Consider the following 24,732-nt stretch of genomic DNA (forward strand, 5'->3'; position numbering starts at 1 on the left):
GCGGAATTCCTACGAGGAGTAGTATCAATTCCATCGTTGGCGACACCGCGGTGGCCGGCTCCTGGACGGAACCGCCCCGGTGCTCGGCCGACGTCGCTCGCCAGTGAGAGACACTCTTGATCCTTCTCACAGGGAGCACCATGACGGCCTCGGCCACCCTCCGCAACACCGACACCGCAGAAGACCCCTGGAGCGGTTTCCGCCCGGGGCCGTGGCAGCACAGCATCGATGTGCGCAGCTTCATCCTGAGCAACTTCACCCCGTACACCGGTGACGCCGCCTTCCTCACCGGACCCACGGAGAAGACGCTGCGCGTCTGGGAGACCCTGCAGCGGGACTTCCTCAGCGTGGAGCGCGCCCGTCGCGTCTATGACGTCGAGACCCACATCCCCGGCGACGTGGACGCCTTCCCCGCGGGCTACATCTGCGGCGACGACGATGTCATCGTCGGGCTGCAGACCGACACGCCGCTGAAGCGCCCCATGATGCCCGCCGGCGGCTGGCGGATGGTGGAGACGGCCATCCGCGAGGCCGGGCTGGAGCCCGACCAGCGGGTCAAGGAGATCTTCACCCGGTACCGCAAGACCCACAACGAGGCCGTCTTCGACATCTACACCCCCCGGATCCGCAAGGCGCGCAGCGCGCACCTCATCACCGGCCTGCCGGACGCCTACGGTCGCGGGCGGATCATCGGCGACTACCGAAGGGTGGCACTGTACGGGGTGGACCGCCTCATCGAGCAGAAGAAGGTCGACCTCGACGCAGTGGCCGGCCAGCCGTTCTCCGAGAACTGGGCCCGTTACCGCGAGGAGCACGCCGAGCAGATCAAGGCGCTCCAGAAGCTGAAGAACCTGGGCGACAGCTATGGCTTCGATCTCCGGCGCCCCGCCGCGACCTTCGTCGAATCCGTGCAGTGGACCTACCTCGCCTACCTCGCCTCGGTGAAGAGCCAGGACGGCGCTGCGATGAGCATCGGCCGGCTCTCCGGCTTCTTCGACGTCTACGCCGAACGCGACCTCGCAGCCGGCCTCCTCACCGAGGAGGGCGTGCAGGAGGTCATCGACGCGCTGGTCACCAAGCTGCGCATCGTCCGGTTCCTCCGCACGAAGGATTACGACCAGATCTTCTCCGGGGACCCCTACTGGGCCACCTGGTCCGACGGCGGGTTCGCCGACGACGGCCGCACCCTGGTGACGAAGACGTCGTTCCGGCTGCTGCAGACGCTGCGCAACCTCGGCCCCGCGCCGGAGCCGAACATCACCGTCTACTGGGACGCGGCGCTGCCGGCCGGGTACAAGGACTTCTGCTCGCTCATCTCGATCGAGACCTCCGCGCTCCAGTACGAGTCGGATCGGGAGATCCGGTGCCACTGGGGCGACGACACCGCCATCGCGTGCTGCGTCTCGCCCATGGCCATCGGCAAGCAGATGCAGTTTTTCGGCGCGCGGCTCAACACCGCCAAGGCGTTCCTGTACGCCATCAACGGCGGCCGGGACGAGATGACCGGCAAGACCGTGGTGGACGGCTATGCGCCCATCATCGGTGACCAGCCGCTGGACTTCGAGACCGTCTGGGCGCGCTACGACGAGATGCTCACCTGGGCCGTCGAGACCTACGTCGAGGCGCTCAACATCATTCACTACTGCCACGACAAGTACGCCTACGAGGCCATCGAGATGGCGCTGCACGACGACGAGATCGTGCGCACGCTGGGCTGCGGCATTGCCGGACTGTCCATCGTGGCCGACTCGCTCGCGGCCATCCGGTACGCCTCCGTCACCCCGGTGCGCGACGACACGGGCCTGGTGATCGACTACCTCACCGAGGGGGACTTCCCGAGGTACGGCAACGACGACGACCGCGCCGACGAGCTCGCCCAACTCGTGGTCTCCACCGTCATGGACAAGATCCGCGCCATCCGGCTCTACCGGGACGCAGTGCCCACCCAGTCGGTGCTGACCATCACCTCCAACGTCGTCTACGGCAAGGCCACCGGTGCCTTCCCCTGCGGCCACGCCGCCGGCACGCCCTTCGCGCCCGGTGCCAACCCGGAGAACGGGGCCGACACCCACGGGATGCTCGCCTCCATGATGAGCGTCGGCAAGCTCGCCTACGACGACGCACTGGACGGCATCTCGCTGACCAACACCATCACCCCCCAGGCGCTAGGCCGCACCGAGGGTGAGCGCGTCGCCAACCTGGTCGGCATCCTCGACGCGGGCATGGAGGAGGGGCTGTACCACGCCAACATCAACGTCCTGAACCGCGAGACTCTCCTCGACGCCATGGAGCACCCGGAGAACTATCCGCAGCTCACCATCCGCGTCTCGGGGTATGCGGTCAACTTCGTCAAGCTGACCCGCGAGCAGCAGCTCGACGTGCTCTCGCGGACCTTCCACGAGGCCCTCTAGGTGGCTCTGGCCTCCCCGGCGGCGCCCGCGGCGCGTCACGCCTCCATGCTCGGGGGAATCCCGACGGCGGAGGCGCTGGGCCGTTCGGAGCTCCTGGCCGCGCAGCGCGCCGGCGAGGTGGGCTCGGTGCACTCCTGGGAGCTGGTCACCGCCGTCGACGGTCCGGGCACGCGGATGACGACCTTCCTCGCGGGGTGTCCGCTGCGCTGCCTCTACTGCCACAACCCGGACACGATGGCGGCCTCGCGCGGGGTTCCAGTGCGGGCCGAGGACCTGCTGGCCCGGATCCGGCGCTACCGGGGCGTCTTCCGCGCCACGGGCGGCGGGATCACCCTCTCCGGCGGCGAGGTGCTCCAGCAGCCGGTGTTCGCGGCGCGGGTTCTGAGGGGTGCCAAGGAGATGGGCGTCCACACAGCCCTGGACACCTCCGGGTTCCTCGGCCGGCACGCCACCGACGAGCTGCTGGCCGACGTGGATCTGGTGCTGTTGGACGTCAAAGCGGGGGACGAGGCCACCTACCGGCGGGTGACGGGGCGGTCACTTGCCCCCACTCTGGAGTTCGGCCGACGGTTGTCAGGGCTCGGCATCGAGACGTGGATCCGGTTCGTCCTGGTCCCCGGCCTGACCGACGACCCCGCCACCATCGCGCCGATCGCCGAGTATGCTGCCTCACTCCCCGCGGTCGGGCGTGTCGAGGTACTCCCGTTCCACCAGATGGGCCGGCAGAAGTGGGCGGAGGCCGGACTGGAGTACTCCCTCGCGGACACGCGGGCGCCGTCGCCGGAGATGGTTGAGGAGGCGCGGGCGCTGTTCCGCGGCCGGGGGCTCGTGGTGTACTGACGCTCCCCTGCTGAGGGACCCCGCGATTTGGCGCCTCGCCCCAGGCATGCCAGAATGGTCCGGTTGCTCCGCGATGGGGTCGGCGTCCTTGGCGCCATGCCCCGCGAGTGAGGTCGAGCAGACGCCCAAGCGCGAGATGTGGCCTTCCTTCACCGGAAGGGTTGTCTTACCTTGCGGCTGAGGGCGCGACACTCCCGACCTCGGGGGTTGGGGTGACAAGGGTTTATACCCTCAAAGGAACGTGAAATTTCCACAGGGCTAGAAGTAAGGAACGACGTGGCTGGACAAAAGATCCGCATCAGGCTGCGGGCCTATGACCATGAGGTCATCGACAGCTCGGCGCGCAAGATCGTCGACACTGTGACCCGCACGGGCGCGAAGGTGGCCGGCCCGGTGCCGCTGCCGACGGAGAAGAACGTGTACTGCGTCATCCGTTCGCCCCACAAGTACAAGGACAGCCGCGAGCACTTCGAGATGCGCACGCACAAGCGCCTCATCGACATCCTCGACCCGACGCCGAAGACCGTCGATTCGCTGATGCGCCTCGATCTGCCCGCCGGTGTTGACATCGAGATCAAGCTCCCGTGAGGTCTGAAGTGATGAGTGAACGAATCGTGAAGGGCATCCTGGGCACCAAGCTCGGCATGACCCAGTTGTGGGACGAGAACAACAAGATCGTCCCTGTGACCGTGATCCAGGCCGGACCCTGCGTCGTCACGCAGGTGCGCACCCCCGAGACCGACGGCTACTCCGCCGTGCAGCTCGGCTTCGGCGCCATCAAGGCCAAGAAGGTCACCAAGCCGGCCGCCGGGCACTTCGCCAAGGCGGACGTCACCCCGCGCAAGCGGCTGGTGGAGCTCCGCACCGCTGATGCGTCGGAGTTCACCCTGGGCCAGGAGCTGACCGCGGAGGTCTTCGCCGACGGCGAGATCGTCGACGTGACCGGCACCACCAAGGGCAAGGGCACCGCGGGCGTCATGAAGCGCCACGGTTTCCACGGCCTCAAGGCCTCGCACGGTGTGCACCGCAAGCACCGCTCGCCTGGCTCCATCGGTGGCTGCTCCACCCCCGGCAAGGTCTTCAAGGGCCTCAAGATGGCCGGCCGGATGGGCAACGAGAAGGTCACCATCCAGAACCTCAAGATCCACGCCGTCGACGCTGAGCGTGGTCTGCTGCTGGTCCGCGGCGCCATCCCCGGTAACAACGGGTCGCTCGTCGTCGTCCGCAGCGCAGCCAAGAAGGGTGTTGTCGCATGAGCGATCTGACAGTTGACGTCGTCGACGCCAAGGGCAAGAAGGCCGGCAAGGTCGACCTTCCCGGCGATCTGTTCGACACGCAGACCAACATTCCCCTGATCCACCAGGTTGTCGTGGCCCAGCTGGCCGCGGCCCGTCAGGGCACGCACTCCACCAAGACCCGCGGTGAAGTCCGCGGCGGTGGCATCAAGCCGTGGCGCCAGAAGGGCACCGGCCGCGCCCGTCAGGGTTCGCGCCGCGCCCCCCAGTGGGCCGGTGGCGGCGTCGTGCACGGCCCGCAGCCGCGCGACTACTCGCAGCGCACCCCCAAGAAGATGATCGCCGCCGCACTGCGCGGCGCGCTGTCGGACCGGGCCCGCGAGGGCGGCGTGTTCGTCATCTCCGAGATCGTGGCGGGGGAGAAGCCCTCCACCAAGTCGGCCATCGAGGCATTGACGAGCGTGGCCGGGGATCTGAGCAAGGTGCTGGTCGTGCTGGACCGCTTTGAGGACGTGGCCTGGCTGAGCCTGCGCAACGTCCCCACGGTGCACGCGCTCGCCGTCGATCAGCTCAACACCTACGACGTGCTGGTCAACGACAAGGTGGTCTTCACCTCGGCTGCACTGGCCGCGTTCTCGGCCGGTCCCGCGGTGGGCAAGTCGGCCAAGGCCGTCGCCACCGAATCCGAGGCCGCCGCCGAGGAGACCGCTGTCGAGGCCCCCAAGGCCGAGAAGAAGACTGAGGAGAAGGACAAGTGACCACTGCGCTGAAGATCCGCGATCACCGCGACGTCATCCTGCGCCCCGTGGTGAGCGAGAAGAGCTACAACCTGCTCGATGACGGCAAGTACACCTTCATCGTCTCCCCGGACGCCAACAAGACCGAGATCAAGATCGCCATTGAGGCCATCTTCGATGTCAAGGTCACCTCCGTGAACACCCTCAACCGCACGGGTAAGCGCCGCCGCACCAAGTACGGGTACGGCAAGAAGGTCGACACCAAGCGTGCGATCGTCACCGTGGCCGAGGGCCAGAGCATCGACATCTTCGGAGGCCCGGTCAACTGACCGGCGAGCCGCTGAGAGAAGGAACTTAGACTCATGGGTATCCGTAAGTACAAGCCGACCACGCCGGGCCGTCGCGGCTCCAGCGTGTCCGACTTCGTTGAACTCACGCGCTCCACGCCGGAGAAGTCGCTGCTCGCGCCGAAGTCGAAGACCGGTGGCCGCAACAACACCGGGCGCATCACGACGCGTCACATCGGTGGAGGCCACAAGCAGGCCTACCGCATCATCGACTTCAAGCGCTACGACAAGGACGGCGTGCCGGCCAAGGTCGCTCACATCGAGTACGACCCCAACCGCACCGCCCGCATCGCGCTGCTGCACTACGCCGACGGCGAGAAGCGCTACATCATCGCGCCGAACGGCCTGGCTCAGGGCACTGTGGTCACCGCCGGCGAGGGCTCGGACATCAAGCCGGGCAACAACCTCGAGCTGCGCCAGATCCCCGTCGGCACCACGGTGCACGCGGTGGAGATGCGCCCGGGCGGCGGAGCCAAGCTCGGCCGTTCGGCCGGCGCGGCCATCCAGCTGGTTGCACGCGAGGGCAAGTACGCCACGCTGCGCATGCCGTCTGGTGAAATGCGCCTGGTCGACGTCCGCTGCCGCGCCTCGATCGGCACGGTCGGCAACGCCGAGCAGTCCAACATCAACTGGGGCAAGGCCGGCCGCAACCGCTGGAAGGGCATCCGCCCGACCGTCCGCGGCGTCGTGATGAACCCCGTCGACCACCCCCACGGTGGTGGCGAGGGCCGCACGTCGGGTGGCCGCCACCCTGTGTCGCCCTGGGGCAAGCCCGAGGGACGCACCCGTGACAAGAACAAGGCGAGCAGTCGACTCATCGTCCGCCGTCGCAAGACCGGCAAGAAGCGCTGATAGGGAGCCTGAGGAAATATGCCACGCAGCCTGAAGAAGGGCCCCTTCGTCGACGACCACCTGCAGAAGAAGGTGGACGTTCAGAACGACAAGGGCACCAAGAATGTCATCAAGACCTGGTCGCGACGCTCGATGATCATCCCCGACATGCTGGGGCACACCATCGCAGTGCACGACGGCCGCAAGCACGTCCCGGTGTTCGTCACCGAGTCGATGATCGGTCACAAGTTGGGCGAGTTCGCTCCCACGCGCACCTTCAAGGGTCACGTGAAGGACGACAAAAAGGCCCGTCGCCGCTGAGGCGCGAGATAAGGAACTGAATCAACTATGAGCAACGAAAACGGCAACAGCCGTCGTCGCGAGAACCTGCTCGGTGATCGTCCTGGCTCGTTCGCCATCGCGCGCCACGTCCGGATGAGCCCCACCAAGGTCCGTCGAGTCGTCGACCTGGTCCGCGGCATGGACGTCAAGGACGCCCTTGTCGCCCTGAAGTTCGCCCCGCAGGCCGCGTCCGAGCCCGTGTACAAGGTTGTGGCCTCGGCCGTGGCCAACGCGGAGTCGGCCGAGGCCCTGCGCTCCGGCGACCTGTACATCTCCAAGGCGTTCGTCGACGAGGGCGTGACGCTGCGTCGAATCCGGCCCCGTGCGAAGGGGTCGGCCAGCCGCATCCTCAAGCGCGGCGCCCACATCACAGTGGTCGTCGAACCCCGCGAGACGAAGGGAGCCTGATTATGGGCCAAAAGATCAACCCGATTGGCTTCCGCCTCGGCATCACCACCGATCACAACTCCCGCTGGTACAGCGACAAGCAGTACTCGGAGTTCGTCGGCGAGGACGTCAAGATCCGCCAGTACCTGACCAAGACTCTTGAGCGCGCCGGCGTTTCGTCGATCGAGATCGAGCGTCGCTCGGAGCGGGTGACCATCTTCCTCCACGCCGCACGTCCGGGCATCGTCATCGGCCGCAACGGCGCCGAGGCGGAGCGCGTCCGCGCCGAGCTGGAGAAGCTGACCGGCAAGCAGGTGCAGCTGAACATCCTCGAGGTCAAGAACCCCGAGATCGATGCGCAGCTCGTGGCTCAGGGAGTCGCCGAGCAGCTCGGCGCCCGTGTCGCCTTCCGTCGCGCCATGCGCAAGGCCCAGCAGACGGCCATGCGTTCCGGCGCCGTGGGCATCAAGATCAAGTGCTCGGGTCGTCTCGGTGGCGCCGAAATGTCGCGCTCCGAGGGTTACCGCGAAGGCCGTGTGCCGCTGCACACGCTGCGCGCCGACATCGACTACGGCTTCTTCGAGGCCCGCACCACGTTCGGCCGGATCGGCGTCAAGGTGTGGATCTACAAGGGCGACGTCACCGGCACCCGCGCTGAGCGCGCTGCCCAGAAGGCCGCCCGCAACAACGCCCCCGGTGGCCGTCAGCAGCGTCCGGGCCGTCGTCCCGCCCGCGGCGAGGCTCGTGGGGATCGTCCCGAGCGCGGCGGTCGCCGTCGCGCCGACGCAGCCCAGGCTGAGGCCCCGGCTGCGCCCGCAACCGAGAACGCAGGAGCCTGATCATGCTGATTCCTCGTCGCGTGAAGTTCCGTAAGCAGCACCACCCCACGCGTGACGGTGCGGCCAAGGGCGGCACCAAGCTCGCCTTCGGTGAGTACGGCATCCAGGCGCTCGAGTCGTCCTACCTGACCAACCGTCAGATCGAGGCCGCTCGTATCGCCATGACCCGTCACATCAAGCGTGGCGGCAAGGTCTGGATCAACGTGTATCCGGACCGCCCCCTGACCAAGAAGCCGGCCGAGACCCGCATGGGCTCCGGCAAGGGTTCCCCCGAGTGGTGGATCGCCAACATCAAGCCCGGACGCGTGCTGTTCGAGCTGTCCGGCGTCCCGGAGGACGTGGCCCGCGAGGCCATGCGTCTGGCCATCCACAAGCTGCCCTTCAAGGCACGCTTCATCAAGCGCGAAGCAGGTGATATCTGATGAGTAACTCTCTCGCCGCACACGATCTTCGTGGTCTGTCGCGTGATCAGCTCAACGCCAAGGTCGTTGAGCTGAAGGAGGAACTGTTCGGCCTTCGTTTCCAGGCTGCCACCGGCCAGCTGGAGTCGAGCAGCCGCATGCGCAACGTCCGTAAGGACATTGCACGCATCTACACCGTGCTGCAGGAGCGCAACCTCGGCATCGTCGACGAGCCGGTTGTTGAGGAGAAGTGAATATGAGCGAAGACACCACCACCACTGAACAGCGCGGCGCCCGCAAGGTGCTGCAGGGCGTTGTCGTGTCCGACAAGATGGACAAGACGATCGTGGTCCTCGTCGAGGACCGCGTCAAGCACCCGCTGTACGGCAAGGTCATGACCAAGTCGTCCCGCCTCAAGGCGCACGACGAGGAGAACTCGGCCGGCATCGGCGACCGCGTTCGCGTCATGGAGACCCGTCCGCTGTCCGCGCAGAAGCGCTGGCGCCTGGTCGAGATCATCGAGCGCGCCAAGTAAGGCAGACTCACCAGCAGAAGGCCCGCACCCCCTCTTGGGGAGCGGGCTTTCTGCATGTCCGGCGACTGGCCTGGCTACCGGCCGGTGGAGGGGAGACCGGGACGGGCGAGTTCAGGCGCGGGCGCCTTGCTGGGCTTTTGCGTCGGCGTCGGCGTCGGAGCCTGAGTCGGGGTGGGCGTGGGGGAGGGGGATGGCCGTGGTTCCTCGGTGATCAACACGGTCTGCGACGGGTGGCCCAGCTCGTGGCGCGCGATGATGGGGGCACGGCTGGGGTGCTCGATGGTGACGGTAGCCTCAGCCGAGTAGCACCCCGGCAGGGCCAGCCGGGTCCGGGCCAGCCCCGTGGCCCCGAAGCCGGCGCCCGAACCAGGCAGCAACACATCGTCATAGCGCCCGACGGTTGCTCCCCCGGACCAGTCCACGCCCTCGCAGGTGGGCCCGCCGTCGGTCTGCTGCGGACTGACGGGCCCGATGATGCGTCCTGAGGCGCTCACGGCCAGCTCCGTCGAATCGGGCACCGCCACCCCGGGCACGCCGTCGAGGCTCAGTGCGTCAGAGGCCTCGACCCCGGCACGAGCCGTGCCGTGCGGGCTCAGGCGGGTGGTGATCATGGGGGCGAGCACCAGGCTTGTCTCGGGCAGCTGGGGCCAGGTGGGCGCGGCCGGGGGAGTGACGAACTCAGCCGGCGCAAGGGCCTCCACCCAGTGGTAGTACCCGGGGCCGGGGAACCTCAGCGAGGTGGACGCGGCCTCGGCCGAGCCGTCGGGGCCGTAGCGTCCGGAGAAGACCGCCTCGCCCACGGGCCGGGTGTCGGCCGCGGATGCGGCAGCGAGGTCCTCGAGGGAGGCGAAGGGACCGTAGAGGGTGGTGGTGCCGGAGAAGCGCGCTCCGGGCCTGCCGCCGACCACGGTCACCAGATCCACCGCCGGCTCGCCGGCCACGGCCACCAGGTCCCGGGTGCGCGTGGTGACGGCGGGGGTGAAGTGGGGGGCGAGCGAGGCCTCCACGGTGGCGACGACCGATCCAGGCCTGGGCGCCGCGAGCAGCCGCTGGACAGTCCGCTCGGCGGGCACGAAGACCCGGGGTGCCGATCCCGCCAGCCCAGCGAAGGTGACTGACACATTGCCGACCGAGGGTTCGGATCCTGGGCGCGCCATCGTCACGCGGATGTCGGCCACGCCGGAGGTCCCCGTCGTGGAGGGCGCCGACTCGACGGTGGAGGCCCCCGTTGGCGCGACCGAGAGCGTGACCCCTGGCACGGCGATGCCCGCCCTCGAGGTCACCGAGGCGCGAAGCTGGCCTGAGGGCGCCGCCAGGGTGGGGCGGGAGACCCACTCGAGCCGGGCCGTGTACGGCCCCGCGAATCTGGCCGCCGCGCGGGTGAGGCGGTCGAACTCCGTCCCCGTCGAAGGCTGCGCGGCGACCACGGCCGCCCATCGGGCGGACTCGCGGGCCTGCTGCTGCGCCCCGTGGACCGTCCGCAGGCGGACGAAGTGCTCGACGGCGGCGCCGGTGTCGGCTGAGGGACTCTGGCCGGTGTGCGTAAGGACCCAGGCGAGGTCCGCCGTCTCAGCCTCGGAGACGGTCGCGGTGCCGTTGCCGTGCGGGAGTGCGCCGTCGTCGGCCAGACCCGACTGCTTGACCAGTGGCGTCCCCGCGGGAACCTCCTCCCAGTCCGTGGCGCGCCTGGGCGGTGCGGACATCAGGTCCGCGCAGTACGCGGTGACCGGGCCCATCCGGTAGGCGCCGTACCAGTCCCGCCCGGTGCGAGGCATTGCCACCGTGTGCCCGGCGCCGGCCAGCGGGCCGTCCTGGGGCCGGGCGTCGGCGGGAACAGGCGCGACGAGGAGGGTCAGTATCACGGTGATGAGCAGGGCGATGGCGGGGCGTGGTCTCATGATCAGGGGCTTCCTGGTTGCGGTCGGGTTCGCACCACTCTTGGTGAGAACCCCACCGCTTTCCCAGGTCACGTGCGGCCTGTGGAGAACGTGTCAGCCGCGCCGACCTCGTGCTGTGGAGGGAAGGGCGCCGCCCGGCAGGCTCAGGAGCCCTCGGGCCAGGAGTCCGGCGTGGGTTCCGCTGTGTCCTCCTCGGCCTCGGAATGGTCGGTCCACGAGTCCTTCGGCCGGTAGCCGAGCTCCAGCATGGTGTTGGTGAGGTCCCAACGACGATTGGGGTTGTCCGAGACGGCGTAGTAGAGCCCGAACCGCACCTCCGCCTCGATGGCGCAGCGCACCACCTCGACGGTGTCGTCCTCGCTCAGCCACATCGCCCGCAGCAGGTCGAGGTCGGTGTCGTGGGTGGTCTTCGAGCTCCAGCCGATCCTCAACGCGATGAAGTCCATGCCGTGCTGGTCGTGGTAGAACCGGCCGAGCGCCTCGCCGAACACCTTTGACACCCCGTAGAGCGAATCCGGGCGGGGGAGCATGTGCGGATACACCGGCCACTGCTCGTCGCGGTCGTACATCCCCATCGCGTGATTGGAGGAGGCGAAGACGAAGCGCCGCACCCCCGCCTCGCGGGCGGCCTCCAGCGCGTTGCGCAGGCCCACGATGTTGGCGCTCAGCACGGCGTCCCACGTCGACTCGGGCGATGCCGCGCCCGCCATGTGGACGACGGTGTCCACCCCCTCCATGAGGGCGAGGGTGTCGTCGTAGTCCGTGAGGTCCGCGATGCGGATGGTGTCCGGGTCGTCATCGTCGGGGTGACGCCCCTGGAGGACGAGGTCGTACTCGTCGCGCAACCGGCGCGCCAGGAGTGCTCCGATGCCGCCTGTGGCGCCCGTGATGAGGATTCTGCGCTGTGCCATGACGCCCATCCTGCCAGCGGCGACGAGGCACGATGCGGCCTCCGTCGAACGCGTGGGGTAGAGTACCGCCCAGCACTCGGATCGTTCTGCTCTGAGTTCCTCTAGCTTCTTTCTCCGATGCCATCGCGCTGCGGACACCTAGGAGCCTGCTGAACAATCACGCCTCGGCTGCGGCGCACCGGATCGGGCGATCTGGCACCCCTCCATCTGGATATGGACGTCAAGTACACGCACCAGATGTAGTGGCACCACCTCATCCCGCCCGGCACGTCCTCGCCGGAGACAGCATTGTTCAGCACACTCCTAGTCCGCGCCGGGCAGAACCGCTGCATCACCCCCACACGGGAGTCTTTCCTCATGTCTTCACTGTCCTTCGGCGCGCTCGGCGTGCCCGCACCCCTCGCCTCCATCCTCGCTGAGCGAGACATCACCCTCCCCACGCCCATCCAGGCCGCGACGCTGCCGGACTCGCTCAGCGGCCGCGACGTGCTGGGCCGGGGCCGCACAGGCTCGGGCAAGACCTACGCCTTCCTGCTGCCGCTGGTGGCACGCCTCTCCTCCTCCGGCACCCGTCGCGCCGCCAAGCGGCCGCGCGCCATGATCCTCGCCCCCACCCGGGAGCTCGCGATCCAGATCGACGAGGCGCTCGCGCCGCTGGCGGCCTCCGCCGGGCTCACGTCGCGCACCATCTTCGGCGGCGTCAACCAGAAGCCGCAGGCGGCAGCCCTCACCAGGGGCGTTGACGTGATCGTCGCGTGCCCGGGCCGCCTGGAGGACCTGATCGCCCAGGGCGTCGCCTCCCTGGCCGGCGTCGAGATCACCATCATCGACGAGGCCGACCACATGGCGGACCTCGGGTTCCTGCCGTCCGTGCGCCGGCTGCTGTCCCAGACCCCGAAGGCCGGGCAGCGCATGCTGTTCTCCGCCACCCTGGACAAGGCCGTGGGGACCCTGGTGAACCAGTTCATGACCAACCCCGTCGTGCACGAGGCGGACTCGGCCGAGTCGCCCGTCGCCACGATGACCCACCACGTGCTGCACGTGGCAGACGACCACCACCTCCCGGTCCTCATCGACCTCGCGGCCGCTCCGGGCCGGTCGGTGGTGTTCACCCGCACCAAGCACCGCGCCAAGAAGATCGCCCGCCAGCTCAATGCCGCCGGGATCCCGGCCGTCGAGCTGCAGGGCAACATGAGCCAGAACGCGCGCGAGCGCTCCATGGCGGCCTTCCATGCAGGCACGGCCCAGACGCTCGTGGCCACCGACGTCGCGGCTCGCGGCATCCACGTCGACGATGTCGGCCTCGTCATCCACGCGGACCCGCCGGTTGAACACAAGGCCTACACACACCGCTCGGGCCGCACCGCCCGCGCCGGGGCCGAGGGCACCGTCGTCACGCTCATGCTCGACGGGCAGCGCTCGGACGTGCGCGACCTCACCCGCAAGGCGGGCGTCAATCCCACCATCACCCGCGCCGACGCGCGACACCCGGTGCTGCGCGAGATCGCGCCCGGGGAGCGCTCCTTCCCGGGCGGCCTCATCAAGCCCGAACCCCAGGAGGGGCAGGGCGGTGGCGGCCGTCGCGGTGGGGCGTCAGCGCGACCGCGCATTGGGTCCGACCGTCCGCAGGGTGGTCGCGGCCAGCGTCCCCAGGTCCAGCGCGGCGAGCGTCCCGCCGAGGGCCGCTCCCGACGGCCCGCCGCGGCGGCCGCCGCCTCGGCGGGTGGAGTCGCCCGGTTCTCGGCCGAGAGCGGTCGTCGCAGGAGCCGCTAGCGGGACACTCATCCTCGGCTGCCACAAGTCGCCCGGTCCGCACCACGCGGCCCGGGCGACTCGCACGTCCGGCGAACCGGCTCTGGTCTGTTGGATGCAGTGACGTATCCTGGAAGGCTCACGGCCCAGAAGCCGCGACATCCTGTCACCGAGGCCCCATGCTGCAGCTTGAGAAAGTCCGCAAGTCGTACACCACAGGCGACTTCACCCAGGTGGCACTGGACGACGTCTCCATCGCCTTCCGCGACAACGAGTTCGTCGCGATCCTCGGTCCCTCAGGTTCCGGCAAGACCACCCTGCTCAACGTCGTCGGCGGTCTCGACCACTACGACTCGGGCAACCTCGTCATCGACGGCATCCCCACCGACGAGTACCGCGACCGTGACTGGGACACCTACCGCAACAATCGCATCGGGTTCGTCTTCCAGGCGTACAACCTCATCCCGCACCAGAGCGTCCTCTCCAATGTCGAGCTGGCCCTCACGCTGGCAGGCGTCTCGCCCTCCGGGCGGAAGCGACGAGCCATGGCGGCGCTGTCCGAGGTGGGCCTGGCCGACCACGTGCACAAGCGCCCCAACCAGCTCTCCGGCGGCCAGATGCAGCGCGTCGCCATTGCCCGCGCGCTGATCAACGACCCGGACATCCTGCTGGCAGACGAGCCCACCGGCGCCCTCGACACGGCCACCAGCGTCCAGATCATGGCCCTGCTGACAGACATCGCCCGCGACCGTCTGGTCATCATGGTCACGCACAACCCCGAGCTGGCCAAGGAGTACGCCACCCGCACCGTCCAGCTCCGCGACGGGGTCGTCTTCTCCGACACCGATCCCTACCAGCCCGGGCAGCAGCAGGAGAGCGGACGCCCGGCGCGGCGCACCGCCATGAGCTTCCTCACCGCCATCGCGTTGTCGTTCAACAACCTGATGACGAAGAAGGGCCGCACCCTGATGACGTCGTTCGCGGGCAGCATCGGCATCATCGGCATCGCCGCGATCCTCGCGCTCGCCAACGGCGTCGGCCTCTACATCAAGGGTGTCGAGGAGGACACGCTGTCGATGTATCCGCTGTCCATCGAGCGGCAGGGCTTCGACCTCACCTCCCTACTGGCGGGGTCGCCAGACGGACGCGACGACGATGCTCCGGAGCCCGTCGAGGGTGAGGTGCCGGAGGCCCAGCGCGTCTCCAGGATGCTCGGCGGGGTCGGCACCAACGACCTCGCCTCCCTGAAGAGATACTTCGACGACGGCGACAGCGGGATCGACGACTTCGTCAACTCCATCGAGTACAGCTACGACGTCACCCCGCGGATCTACTCCGAGACGCGGGAAGGGCCCCGCCAGGTCAACCCCGACACCACCTTCAACTCCGTCGGGTTGGACCCTACCTCCACCGTCAACTCGCTCCTTGGCCCCGGCGCGGGATCCGGGGTGTTCAGCGAGCTGGTCGAGGACCTGTCGCTGGTGGAGACCCACTACGAGGTGCTCGCCGGAGACTGGCCCGACGACGCCCTCGAGACCGTCGTCGTGCTCAGCCCCAGCGGCAGGGTGAGCGACCTCACGCTCTATGCCATGGGGCTGCGCGACCCGGCTGAGCTCGACGTGATGGTCACCCAACTCGCGAACGAGGAACCCATCACCGAGCCCGGTGCCGCGATCACCGTCACCTACGACGACCTGCTGGCCGCGACATTCCGGCTCGTCAACGTGCCCGACCTCTACAGCTACGACGCCGAGTTCGGCGTGTGGACCGACCGGAGCTCCGACGAGAGCCACGTGGCGAGCGTCGTCGACGCGGCCGAGACGTTGGAGGTGGTCGGCGTCGTGCAGGCCGTGGAGGACAGCACGATCCTGCAGTCTGGCATCTACTACACCCCCGCGCTCACCAGGCACGTCATCGAGAAGGCGGCGGGCAGCGAGATCGTCGCCGACCAGCTGGCCCGTAGCGACACCAACGTGCTCACCGGCCGCAGTTTCGCCGACGACCGGGCCGCCGCCGAGGAGATGGACCTCTCGCAGCTCATCAGCTTCGACCAGGATGCCATCGCTGGGGCCTTCACCTTCGACGCGGACGCCCTCGAGATCGACACCTCAGCACTGGAGAATCTCAGCCTGCCGGAGTTCGCTCTGGACCCCTCGTCCCTGCCGGAGCTGGATCTCGCCGCACTCCTGGGGGAGCTCGACCTGGCCTCCGTCGTCGCGGCGCCAGACATGGGCGCCGAGGCCGGTCAGGTGGTCAGCTGGACCACCTCGCTGGCCACCTCGTTCGCGGTCTTCGTCACTGAGAACAAGCTCGATCCGGCCGACACGGAGGCCAACTTCCGGCTCTTCCTCCAATCGCCGACCGGGCAACAGCTCCTCGTCGGCACCGTGCAGGAACCTCGTCCGCTCGACGCCGAGACTCTCGCAGGACTGCTGGAGGCCCTCCTCGGTTTCGCCGCGACGCCCCTTCAACCGCCGTCCGACGCCACCGAGCAGCCCGCCCCCGCGCCGAGCGCCCCGTCGCCCGGCGCTGAGGCGAGGGTCGAGGCGTTCCTGAGTTCGGAGCAGGGTCAGGCGGCGCTGGCGGCCACCGGCGGGCTCATCGACCCGGAGGCGCTGGTGGCGGCCGCTCAGGCCTATGACCGGTTCGTCGAGCAGGTGCAGCCGGCCACGGACGAGCAGCCGGACGTCGCGGCGCTGGTGCGGGCCTTCCTGGACTCGCCGCAGGGCCTGGACCTGCTGACGCGCCTGGGGGCGGCGCCCGCCGGGCAGGCGCCGGCTGCCGAGGCACCGGGGGAGGAGGCCGGGTTGCTCACGCAGCTGGTGCGCGGCTACCTGGCCTACACCGTCGACAACGGCCTGCCCATCGACGGCGTGGAGGCTAACCTCGACGGCTTCCTCGCCTCGCCTCAAGGCGCGGACCTCCTCGCCGAGGCCAGTGGCCTGATCGACACCGACGCCCTCACCGCGCAGCTGCAGGGCGCGATGGGCTCCTACATCGCGGATGTGATGGGAGAGCTGACCGGCGCCCTGTCCACGCAGCTGGCGGACGCGCTCGGCACCCAGGTCTCCGCCGCCATCGAGGGCTCGATGGGCCGGTTGAGCGAGAACATGGCCGACGCCATGAGCATCGACGAGGCGGTCTTCGCCGACGCGTTCCAGCTCAACCGCAACCAGGACGAGCTGACCCAGCTGTTGATGGCGATGACCACGCGGCAGCTGAGCTCCTACGAGGGCAACCTGCGTACGCTCGGCTTCGCCGATCTCACCGACCCGTCCACCATCCAGATCTTTCCCAAGGACTTCGAGTCCAAGGAGCGCGTGCTGGACATCCTCGACGCCTACAACGCCAGCGCCAAGGAGGCCGGCGACGAGGATCGCGTCATCACCTTCACCGACATCGTCGGGGCGCTGATGGGCTCGGTCACCGACATCATCAACACCATCAGCTACGTGCTGGTGGCCTTCGTGGCGATCTCCCTGGTGGTCAGCTCCATCATGATCGGCGTCATCACCTACATCTCGGTGCTGGAGCGCAAGAAGGAGATCGGAATCCTGCGCTCCATCGGTGCGAGCAAGCGCGACATCAGGCGCGTGTTCAACGCCGAGACCCTCATTGTCGGGTTCGTGGCGGGCCTGCTCGGCGTGGTGGTCACGTTCCTGCTGACCATTCCCGCCAACGCCATCGTCGAGGCCAACTTCGACGTGCCGAACGTGGCTCAGCTGCCGCTGCAGGCGGCTGTGATCCTGGTGCTGGTCAGCATGGGGTTGACGGCGCTGGCGGGCCTGATCCCGGCGTCGGCCGCGTCGCGCAAGGACCCGGTCCAGGCGCTGCGCAGCGAATGACGGCAGAGGCGCGTGGAGACGGGAGAGGGCCTCGTCGGGGCTGATTTCTTCCCCGGGTCCACTACGGGCTAGACTGTCCCAGTTGCCTTGGGACTGTGCCCTTTCGAGGGGACCTTTCCCGGGTTCACACCACGCTCCCTCTCTCTCGGGCTGGGGGCTGCCGCCTGGCAAAATCCAGGGGGTTCATTTCTAGTTTCACAAGGCCCCATGCATGGGAACCGGTGGATCAAGGAGAAGTAGATGATCCAGCAGGAGTCGCGACTGAAAGTCGCCGACAACACTGGTGCCAAGGAGATCTTGTGCATCCGTGTGCTCGGTGGCTCTAAGCGCCGCTACGCCTACCTCGGCGACACCATCGTCGCCACCGTCAAGGACGCGATCCCTGGCGGCAACGTCAAGAAGGGCGACGTGGTCAAGGCCGTCGTCGTCCGCACCGTCAAGGAGCGTCGCCGCGCCGACGGGTCCTACATCAAGTTCGACGAGAACGCCGCCGTCATCCTGAAGAACGACGGGGAGCCCCGCGGCACCCGCATCTTCGGCCCGGTTGCGCGCGAACTCCGCGAGAAGAAGTTCATGCGCATCGTCTCGCTCGCCCCGGAGGTGATCTGATCATGGCATCGCTCAACATCAAGAAGGGTGACCGCGTCAAGGTCATCTCGGGCAAGGACAGGGGTGTCGTCGCCGAAGTCATCGCCGTGAACCCCGAAACGAAGCGCGTCACCGTGCAGGGTGTCAACCTCGTCAAGAAGCACCGTCGCGAGTCCCAGACCGCGGCCGGCCGCAAGGTCGAGGGCGGTGTGATCACCGTCGAGGCCCCCATCCATGTGTCCAACGTGCAGCTCGTGGTCAAGGTCGACGGCAAGGAGGTCGTCACGCGCATCGGTCACAAGCGCGTCGACGTCACCAAGCGCCGCCCCGACGGCTCCGAGTACACCGCGCAGCGCTCCGTGCGCATCGCCCGCAAGACCGGGGAGGAGATCTGATGACCGCCACCGCAGCCCCCACCGCGATTCCGCGGCTGAAGGCCAAGTACCGCGAGAGCATCGTCCCGGCACTGCAGGACGAGTTCAACTACGACAACGTCATGCAGATCCCCGGTCTGGTCAAGATCGTGGTCAACATGGGCGTCGGCGAGGCCGCGCGCGACTCGAAGATCATCGAGGGCGCCATCAAGGACCTCACCGCCATCACCGGCCAGAAGCCGTCGGTGACGAAGGCCCGCAAGTCGATCGCCCAGTTCAAGCTTCGTGAGGGTCAGCCCATCGGCTGCCACGTCACGCTGCGCGGCGACCGCATGTGGGAGTTCGCAGACCGGCTTTTGACGCTCGCGCTGCCCCGTATCCGCGACTTCCGCGGACTCAACGGCAACCAGTTCGACGGCAACGGCAACTACACCTTCGGCCTCTCGGAGCAGGTCATGTTCCTCGAGATCGATCAGGACAAGGTGGATCGTGTCCGTGGCATGGACATCACCTTCGTGACCACGGCGGCCAACGACGCGGAAGGCCTGGCGCTGCTCAAGCTCCTCGGCTTCCCCTTCAAAGCCGTCGATGACGCCAAGAAGCAGAAGTCGAAGCGCGGCCCCGCGTTCTACGCCAAGAAGAAGAAGTGAGCTGACCCATGGCAAAGACAGCACTCAAGGTCAAGCAGGCCCGGAAGCCGAAGTTCGGCGTGCGCGCCTACACCCGTTGCCAGAAGTGCGGCAGGCCCCACTCGGTCTACCGCAAGTTCGGCCTCTGCCGCATCTGCCTGCGCGACATGGCGCACGCCGGCGAACTGCCCGGTGTGACCAAGTCGTCCTGGTGATCCGGAACCACTGTTCCTAAGGAATTCAAGTTGCGACAGGTCCGGGTCCCCCGGAAACCGGCGCGAGAAAGAGGCAACAAGTCATGACAATGACTGATCCGATTGCAGACATGCTGACACGTCTGCGGAACGCCAACCAGGCGTTCCTGGACTCGACGACCATGCCGTCGTCGAAGATCAAGGTGGGCATCGCCGAGATCCTCAAGGCCAACGGTTACATCTCGGATTTCGAGTTGACCGAGGTTGAGGGGCAGGTTGGCAAGGTCCTCAAGGTCACTCTGAAGTACGGCGACTCGCGCGTGCGCTCCATCGTGGGCATTCGTCGCATCAGCAAGCCGGGGCTCCGCGTCTACGCGAAGTCCACGGAGTTGCCGAAGGTGCTGGGCGGTCTCGGCATCGCCATCATTTCGACGTCCCAGGGTCTGTTGACCGACAGGGACGCCAAAGCCAAGTCCGTGGGCGGCGAAGTACTCGCCTACGTCTGGTGACCGGCGAAGGTAAGGAGAAAAACTAATGTCGCGTATTGGCAGGCTCCCCATCGCCATCCCATCCGGCGTCGACGTGTTGCTCGACGGCCGACAGGTTGACGTCAAGGGACCCAAGGGGTCGTTGACGCTCACCGTCGCCGAGCCCATCACCATCGAGAAGCAGGAAGACGGCCAGCTCGCCGTCGCCCGTCCCAACGACGAGCGTCAGAGCAGGTCCCTCCATGGCCTCACCCGCACCCTGATCAGCAACATGATCCAGGGCGTGACCGAGGGCTATGAAAAGAAGCTTGAGATCGTCGGCGTTGGTTACCGCGTGATCTTCAAGGGCCCGCAGCAGCTGGAATTTGCGCTCGGATTCTCCCACCCCGTGATCGTGAACGCCCCCGAGGGCATCACCTTCGTGGTGGAAGCGCCCACCAGGTTCAGCGTCCACGGCATCGACAAGCAGCTTGTCGGCGAGACCGCGGCCAACATCCGCAAGATCCGCAAGCCCGAGCCCTACAAGGGCAAGGGTGTCCGTTACGCGGGCGAACAAGTCCGCCGCAAGGCCGGAAAGGCTGGCAAGTGATGGCCATTTCGCTCAGCAACCGCAAGTCGCTGGCTCCCAAGACGGCGTCCCGCGCCCGTCGGCAGCTCCGTGGCCGCAAGAAGATCAACGGCTCGGCCGATCGTCCCCGTCTGGTGGTCAACCGGTCCTCCCGGCACCTGTTCGTTCAGGTGATCGACGATGTCCAGGGCAAGACGCTGGCGTCCGCGTCCACCATGGAGGCCGACCTGCGCGGCACCGAGGCGGACAAGTCCGAGAAGGCACGCAAGGTCGGTGTCCTGATCGCCGAGCGCGCGAAGGCTGCCGGCGTCGAGCAGGTCGTCTTCGACCGTGCGGGTAACAAGTACCACGGGCGGATCGCTGCTCTGGCGGATGCAGCCCGCGAGGCCGGGCTCGGCTTCTAACACGACGAAAGGAAAGGTTTTTCACGATGAGTGAAACCCAACAGCGCCGAGGTTCTGGCGCTACAGGTGAGCGTCGTGGCCGTGACGATCGTCGTGGCCAGGCTCCGAAGGAAGAAAGCAAGTACCTCGAGCGCGTGGTGACCATCAACCGCGTCGCCAAGGTGGTCAAGGGTGGTCGTCGCTTCAGCTTCACCGCTCTGGTCGTCGTCGGCGACGGCGAGGGCATGGTGGGCGTCGGCTACGGCAAGGCGAAGGAGGTGCCGGCCGCGATCGCCAAGGGTGTTGAAGAGGCCAAGAAGCACTTCTTCCGCGTGCCGTTGATCCAGCGCACGATTCCACACCCGGTTCAGGGTGAGAAGGCCGCGGGCGTGGTCATGCTGCGCCCCGCGTCCCCGGGTACCGGCGTCATCGCCGGTGGGTCGGCTCGCGCCGTCCTCGAGTGCGCCGGCGTGCACGACGTGCTCGCCAAGTCGCTCGGCTCGTCCAATGCCATCAACGTGGTGCACGCCACGGTGGATGCGCTTCAGCAGCTCGAAGAGCCCCAGGCCGTGGCCAAGCGTCGCGGCATGGCGATCGAGGACGTCGCTCCGGCGGCGCTCATCCGCGCCTCGAAGGAAGAGGTGGCTCACTGATGGCCGAGCTGAAGATCACCCAGGCAAAGTCTGGGGTGGGTGGAAAGCAGAACCAGCGTGAGACGCTGCGGACGCTCGGTCTGGGTCGCATCGGCTCCTCGGTGGTCCGTGAGGACCGCCCCGAGGTGCTCGGGATGATCCGCACCGTCGCCCATCTGGTTACCGTGGAAGAGGTGAAGTGACGATGACGCTCAAGCTGCATCATCTGCGCCCCGCCCCCGGCGCCAAGACGGCTAAGACCCGTGTTGGCCGTGGTGAGGGTTCGAAGGGTAAGACCGCTGGTCGCGGTACGAAGGGCACCGGGGCGCGTAAGAACGTTCCCCAGAACTTCGAGGGCGGCCAGATGCCGTTGCACATGCGGATCCCGAAGCTCAAGGGCTTCAAGAACCCGTTCCGGGTTGAGTACCAGGTGGTCAACGTCGGCCGTCTCTCCGAGCTGTTCCCCGAGGGCGGTTCCGTGGGCGTCGAGGAACTCGTGGATGCAGGCGCTGTGCGCTCCGGCAACCTCGTCAAGATCCTCGGCAACGGCGACGTCACCGTGGCGCTCGACGTGACCGCCCACGCGTTCTCCATCTCCGCCAAGGCGAAGCTTGAAGGCGCCGGCGGATCCGTGACCGAACTCTGAGTCGGTCGCGCACCAGCTACACCACCGTCGGGGTGGGCCCGGGGTCTCCCGGGTCCACCCCGTCGGCGTTTCCGGCGCGCCCCTCGGGTGCTCCGGCGTTTTGGTGCCAGTACGTGCCTTGATAGGCTTCCCTGGTTGCCGTGCCGACACTGCACGGCGCCGTGTTGTACAACGAAACCGAAAGTAGGGTCGGATGATCTCCGCCTTGGCTAATGCGTTGAAGACACCTGATCTTCGCAGGAAGATCTTCTTCACGCTGGGCATCATTGCCGTGTTCCGCCTGGGATCCACGATCCCCTCACCCAACGTGAGCATCTCGCGGATCGACCAGTGTATGGCGCTCGCCGCGCAGGGCGACTCGGCCGGCCTCTACTCGATGATCAACCTGTTCTCGGGTGGGGCGCTGCTCCAGTTGACGATCTTCGCGCTCGGGATCATGCCCTACATCACGGCCTCGATCATCCTCCAGCTGCTCACCGTCGTGATCCCGAAGCTGGAGGCCCTCAAGAAGGAGGGCGGCACGGGCCAGCAGAAGATCACCGAGTACACGCGCTACCTCACCCTGGTGCTCGCGGTCCTCAACGCCACGGCCTTCGTCACCCTGGCCCGCACCGGTCAGCTCTTCACGGACTGCGACGGCATTCTGTACAGCGACGAGCTGCTGCCCCTGATCACCATGGTGATGATCATGACGGCTGGCACCGCTGTCATCATGTGGATGGGCGAGCTCATCACCGAGCGCGGCATCGGCAACGGGATGTCGATCATGATCTTCACGCAGATCGCGGCCAGCTTCCCCGCCGGCCTGTGGTCCATCAAGCAGAGCCACGAGGGCGTGACGGGCTGGTTCCTGTTCTTCCTCGTGATCGGTATCGGCCTGCTCGTGATGCTGGGCATCATCTGGGTCGAGCAGGGCCAGCGCCGGATCCCCGTGCAGTACGCCAAGCGCATGGTGGGCCGACGCCTCGTCGGCGGATCCACCACCTACATCCCGCTCAAGGTCAACCAGTCCGGCGTCATCCCAGTGATCTTCGCCTCCTCCATGCTGTACCTCCCGGTGCTCTACTCGACCTTCCGGCCGGACGGCGCCATCTCGCAGTGGATCCAGGCGAACTTCACGGGCCAGGGCGGTCAGTCGTGGGTGTACAACCTGGTGCAGTTCGTGCTGATCATCGCCTTCTGTTACTTCTACGTGTCCATCACCTTCAACCCGGAGGAGGTCTCGGACAACATGAAGAAGTACGGCGGCTTCATCCCCGGCATCCGCGCGGGCAAGCCCACCGAGCGCTACCTGGCCTACGTGCTGTCGCGGCTGACCGCTCCCGGGTCGCTGTACCTCGCCATCATCGCGCTCATCCCCACCATCGCCTTCATGGCCGTTGGCGCCCAGCAGAACTTCCCCTTCGGCGGCACCTCCATCCTCATCATCGTCGGCGTCGCGCTGGACACCGTCAAGAAGATCGAGAGCCAGCTTCAGCAGCGCAACTATGAGGGCTTCCTGCGATGAAGCTGCTGATCATGGGTGCGCCGGGGGCGGGGAAGGGAACACAGGCCACCGCGCTCGCCGAGCGTTACGGTGTGCCGGCGATCTCCACAGGGGACATCTTCAGGAGCAACATCAAGAACCAGACCCCCCTCGGTGTCAAGGTCAAGGAGATGATCGACGCGGGCGAGTACGTGCCCGACGACGTCACCGAGGAGATCGTCGCCGACCGCCTGGCGGCCCCGGACTGCGAGGCAGGCTTCCTGCTGGACGGATTCCCGCGCACCATGCACCAGGTGTACTTCCTCGACCGCTACCTCGCCTCGCAGGGCCAGCAGCTCGACGCCGTCGTCTCGCTGCACGTGGAGCCGGAGGCCCTCGTCGAACGGCTGCTCGCGCGCGCCGCGAAGGAGGGACGGGCAGACGACAACGCCGACACCATCCGTCGCCGGATGGAGGTCTACGCCGGCCAGACCGCGCCCCTCCTCTTCCACTACGAGAGCAAGGGCCTCCTGGTTGATCTCGACGGCACCGGCACCGTGGACGAGGTGCGCCAGCGCATGTTCGACATGGTCGACGCGCACACCGATCGCACACCGTGATGATCGAGGTGAAGTCGGCCGACGAGCTCCGGCTGATGCGCAAGGCCGGTCTCGTCGTCGCTGAGGGCCTCGACGCCATGTGCGGCGCCGCCGCGGTGGGCATCACGACAGGCGAACTCGACGCCATCGGGCGCGAGGTCCTCGCCCGCCACGGCGCCGAGTCCTCCTTCCTGGACTACGGCTCGATGTGGGGCGTCGGCTTCCCGGGAGTGGCCTGCATCTCCGTCAACGACGAACTCGTCCACGGCGTGCCGGGGGAGCGGGTCCTGCGCGACGGCGACCTCGTCTCGATCGACTTCGGCGCGATCGTGCAGGGCTGGCACGGCGATGCCGCCCGCACCATCATCGTCGGGACCCCCGTGCCGGAGGACGTGGCGATGATCGACGCCACCCGTGAGGCCATGTGGGCCGGTGCGCGCGCGATGCGCGCAGGTGGGCGCGTCGGTGATGTGTCGCGGGCCATCGAGGACTACGTGAAGTCGCTGCCGGTCCGCTACGCCACCCTCCGCGAATACACAGGGCACGGCATCGGCTCCGAGATGCACATGGAGCCGGACGTGCCGAACTGGTACCGGCGGCGCCCCACCCCGAAGCTCGCGGTGGGCATGGCCCTGGCCATCGAGCCCATGCTCACCACAGGCCTCCATCAGACGATCGAGCTCGACGACGGCTGGACCGTGGTGAGCAGGGATTCATCGCGCGGGTCCCACTGGGAGAACACCGTCGCCCTCACCGCGAAGGGCCTGTGGGTCCTCACCGAGCACGACGGGGGCGCCGAGAGGCTGGGAGACCTCTTCGGCCCCTTGGCCGACTGACGACAGGGCGTCGCTGGTG

General features: G+C 67.5%; 30 protein-coding genes. 28 read left to right on the forward strand and 2 right to left on the reverse strand.

Annotated elements, in window-relative coordinates:
* Window positions 1–140 precede the first annotated feature (140 nt).
* The 13 genes from pflB to rpsQ all read left to right on the forward strand — a co-directional run bounded on the left by pflB (window position 141) and on the right by rpsQ (window position 8,905).
* Window positions 141–2,411 (forward strand): formate C-acetyltransferase, encoded by a 2,271-nt coding sequence (pflB, locus tag H5399_RS07440; RefSeq protein ID WP_182782369.1) that lies wholly within the window; start codon window positions 141–143, stop codon window positions 2,409–2,411.
* On the forward strand, window positions 2,412–3,251 hold the full coding sequence (pflA, locus tag H5399_RS07445) for a pyruvate formate-lyase-activating protein (RefSeq protein WP_370585708.1): 840 nt from the start codon (window positions 2,412–2,414) through the stop codon (window positions 3,249–3,251).
* A gap of 276 nt (window positions 3,252–3,527) precedes the next feature.
* On the forward strand, window positions 3,528–3,839 hold the full coding sequence (rpsJ, locus tag H5399_RS07450) for a 30S ribosomal protein S10 (protein WP_040284687.1): 312 nt from the start codon (window positions 3,528–3,530) through the stop codon (window positions 3,837–3,839).
* Between the two features lie 8 nt (window positions 3,840–3,847).
* Window positions 3,848–4,507, forward strand: a complete 660-nt coding sequence (rplC, locus tag H5399_RS07455) for a 50S ribosomal protein L3 (protein WP_370585709.1) — start codon at window positions 3,848–3,850, stop codon at window positions 4,505–4,507.
* The gene (gene rplD, locus H5399_RS07460) at window positions 4,504–5,244 is read left to right on the forward strand and encodes a 50S ribosomal protein L4 (protein WP_182782371.1); all 741 of its coding nucleotides are present in this window, start codon (window positions 4,504–4,506) and stop codon (window positions 5,242–5,244) included. Before rplC ends, rplD begins: the two co-directional genes overlap by 4 nt.
* Window positions 5,241–5,552 (forward strand): 50S ribosomal protein L23, encoded by a 312-nt coding sequence (gene rplW / locus H5399_RS07465; RefSeq protein ID WP_370585710.1) that lies wholly within the window; start codon window positions 5,241–5,243, stop codon window positions 5,550–5,552. The genes rplD and rplW overlap by 4 nt, the downstream gene beginning before the upstream one ends.
* Before the next feature lie 33 nt (window positions 5,553–5,585).
* On the forward strand, window positions 5,586–6,422 hold the full coding sequence (rplB, locus tag H5399_RS07470) for a 50S ribosomal protein L2 (protein ID WP_182782372.1): 837 nt from the start codon (window positions 5,586–5,588) through the stop codon (window positions 6,420–6,422).
* Between the two features lie 18 nt (window positions 6,423–6,440).
* The gene (rpsS, locus tag H5399_RS07475; protein ID WP_182782373.1) at window positions 6,441–6,722 is read left to right on the forward strand and encodes a 30S ribosomal protein S19; all 282 of its coding nucleotides are present in this window, start codon (window positions 6,441–6,443) and stop codon (window positions 6,720–6,722) included.
* Between the two features lie 27 nt (window positions 6,723–6,749).
* The gene (gene rplV, locus H5399_RS07480; protein ID WP_182782374.1) at window positions 6,750–7,151 is read left to right on the forward strand and encodes a 50S ribosomal protein L22; all 402 of its coding nucleotides are present in this window, start codon (window positions 6,750–6,752) and stop codon (window positions 7,149–7,151) included.
* A 2-nt stretch (window positions 7,152–7,153) separates the two neighbouring features.
* Window positions 7,154–7,969, forward strand: coding sequence for a 30S ribosomal protein S3 (gene rpsC, locus H5399_RS07485; RefSeq protein ID WP_182782375.1), 816 nt, complete (start codon window positions 7,154–7,156; stop codon window positions 7,967–7,969).
* A gap of 2 nt (window positions 7,970–7,971) precedes the next feature.
* On the forward strand, window positions 7,972–8,391 hold the full coding sequence (rplP, locus tag H5399_RS07490) for a 50S ribosomal protein L16 (protein ID WP_182782376.1): 420 nt from the start codon (window positions 7,972–7,974) through the stop codon (window positions 8,389–8,391).
* A complete protein-coding gene (gene rpmC, locus H5399_RS07495) occupies window positions 8,391–8,624 on the forward strand; it encodes a 50S ribosomal protein L29 (RefSeq protein ID WP_182782377.1) in 234 nt (77 codons plus the stop codon). The genes rplP and rpmC overlap by 1 nt, the downstream gene beginning before the upstream one ends.
* A 2-nt stretch (window positions 8,625–8,626) precedes the next feature.
* The gene (gene rpsQ / locus H5399_RS07500) at window positions 8,627–8,905 is read left to right on the forward strand and encodes a 30S ribosomal protein S17 (RefSeq protein WP_182782378.1); all 279 of its coding nucleotides are present in this window, start codon (window positions 8,627–8,629) and stop codon (window positions 8,903–8,905) included.
* Window positions 8,906–8,979: 74 nt separating this feature from the next.
* Here the strand turns inward: rpsQ and H5399_RS07505 are convergent, their stop codons facing one another.
* Window positions 8,980–10,803, reverse strand: coding sequence for a hypothetical protein (locus H5399_RS07505; RefSeq protein ID WP_182782379.1), 1,824 nt, complete (start codon window positions 10,801–10,803; stop codon window positions 8,980–8,982).
* 143 nt (window positions 10,804–10,946) lie between these two features.
* A complete protein-coding gene (locus tag H5399_RS07510) occupies window positions 10,947–11,714 on the reverse strand; it encodes an NAD(P)-dependent oxidoreductase (protein WP_182782380.1) in 768 nt (255 codons plus the stop codon).
* A gap of 357 nt (window positions 11,715–12,071) precedes the next feature.
* Here H5399_RS07510 and H5399_RS07515 point away from each other — a divergent pair, with 357 nt between their 5' ends.
* The 15 genes from H5399_RS07515 (at window position 12,072) to map (ending at window position 24,713) form a co-directional block, all read left to right on the forward strand.
* On the forward strand, window positions 12,072–13,487 hold the full coding sequence (locus tag H5399_RS07515; protein WP_182782381.1) for a DEAD/DEAH box helicase: 1,416 nt from the start codon (window positions 12,072–12,074) through the stop codon (window positions 13,485–13,487).
* A gap of 158 nt (window positions 13,488–13,645) precedes the next feature.
* On the forward strand, window positions 13,646–17,311 hold the full coding sequence (locus H5399_RS07520) for an ABC transporter ATP-binding protein/permease (protein WP_182782382.1): 3,666 nt from the start codon (window positions 13,646–13,648) through the stop codon (window positions 17,309–17,311).
* 240 nt (window positions 17,312–17,551) lie between these two features.
* Window positions 17,552–17,920 carry a 50S ribosomal protein L14 gene (gene rplN / locus H5399_RS07525; protein WP_068749476.1) on the forward strand — a complete coding sequence of 123 codons (369 nt, stop codon included), beginning with the start codon at window positions 17,552–17,554 and terminating at the stop codon, window positions 17,918–17,920.
* A gap of 2 nt (window positions 17,921–17,922) precedes the next feature.
* Window positions 17,923–18,294, forward strand: a complete 372-nt coding sequence (rplX, locus tag H5399_RS07530; protein ID WP_182782383.1) for a 50S ribosomal protein L24 — start codon at window positions 17,923–17,925, stop codon at window positions 18,292–18,294.
* Window positions 18,294–18,923 (forward strand): 50S ribosomal protein L5, encoded by a 630-nt coding sequence (gene rplE / locus H5399_RS07535; protein WP_182782384.1) that lies wholly within the window; start codon window positions 18,294–18,296, stop codon window positions 18,921–18,923. The genes rplX and rplE overlap by 1 nt, the downstream gene beginning before the upstream one ends.
* 8 nt (window positions 18,924–18,931) lie before the next feature.
* Window positions 18,932–19,117, forward strand: a complete 186-nt coding sequence (locus H5399_RS07540) for a type Z 30S ribosomal protein S14 (protein ID WP_182782385.1) — start codon at window positions 18,932–18,934, stop codon at window positions 19,115–19,117.
* A gap of 83 nt (window positions 19,118–19,200) precedes the next feature.
* Complete coding sequence (gene rpsH / locus H5399_RS07545) at window positions 19,201–19,605, forward strand: 30S ribosomal protein S8 (protein ID WP_182782386.1); 405 nt, start codon at window positions 19,201–19,203, stop codon at window positions 19,603–19,605.
* Window positions 19,606–19,630: 25 nt separating this feature from the next.
* Window positions 19,631–20,173, forward strand: a complete 543-nt coding sequence (rplF, locus tag H5399_RS07550; protein ID WP_182782387.1) for a 50S ribosomal protein L6 — start codon at window positions 19,631–19,633, stop codon at window positions 20,171–20,173.
* Window positions 20,173–20,556: a 50S ribosomal protein L18 gene (rplR, locus tag H5399_RS07555; protein ID WP_182782388.1), complete on the forward strand. Its 384-nt coding sequence runs from the start codon at window positions 20,173–20,175 to the stop codon at window positions 20,554–20,556. The genes rplF and rplR overlap by 1 nt, the downstream gene beginning before the upstream one ends.
* Window positions 20,557–20,582: 26 nt before the next feature.
* On the forward strand, window positions 20,583–21,188 hold the full coding sequence (gene rpsE, locus H5399_RS07560) for a 30S ribosomal protein S5 (RefSeq protein WP_182782389.1): 606 nt from the start codon (window positions 20,583–20,585) through the stop codon (window positions 21,186–21,188).
* Window positions 21,188–21,370 (forward strand): 50S ribosomal protein L30, encoded by a 183-nt coding sequence (gene rpmD / locus H5399_RS07565; protein WP_182782390.1) that lies wholly within the window; start codon window positions 21,188–21,190, stop codon window positions 21,368–21,370. The genes rpsE and rpmD overlap by 1 nt, the downstream gene beginning before the upstream one ends.
* 2 nt (window positions 21,371–21,372) lie before the next feature.
* The gene (gene rplO, locus H5399_RS07570) at window positions 21,373–21,813 is read left to right on the forward strand and encodes a 50S ribosomal protein L15 (RefSeq protein WP_182782391.1); all 441 of its coding nucleotides are present in this window, start codon (window positions 21,373–21,375) and stop codon (window positions 21,811–21,813) included.
* 193 nt (window positions 21,814–22,006) lie between these two features.
* Window positions 22,007–23,320, forward strand: a complete 1,314-nt coding sequence (gene secY, locus H5399_RS07575) for a preprotein translocase subunit SecY (protein WP_182782392.1) — start codon at window positions 22,007–22,009, stop codon at window positions 23,318–23,320.
* Window positions 23,317–23,898 (forward strand): adenylate kinase, encoded by a 582-nt coding sequence (locus tag H5399_RS07580; RefSeq protein ID WP_182782393.1) that lies wholly within the window; start codon window positions 23,317–23,319, stop codon window positions 23,896–23,898. The genes secY and H5399_RS07580 overlap by 4 nt, the downstream gene beginning before the upstream one ends.
* Window positions 23,898–24,713: a type I methionyl aminopeptidase gene (gene map, locus H5399_RS07585; protein WP_182782394.1), complete on the forward strand. Its 816-nt coding sequence runs from the start codon at window positions 23,898–23,900 to the stop codon at window positions 24,711–24,713. The genes H5399_RS07580 and map overlap by 1 nt, the downstream gene beginning before the upstream one ends.
* Window positions 24,714–24,732 lie beyond the last annotated feature (19 nt).

Origin of the sequence: Tessaracoccus sp. MC1627 (genome assembly GCF_014164725.1) — a bacterium.
Classification (GTDB): domain Bacteria; phylum Actinomycetota; class Actinomycetes; order Propionibacteriales; family Propionibacteriaceae; genus Arachnia.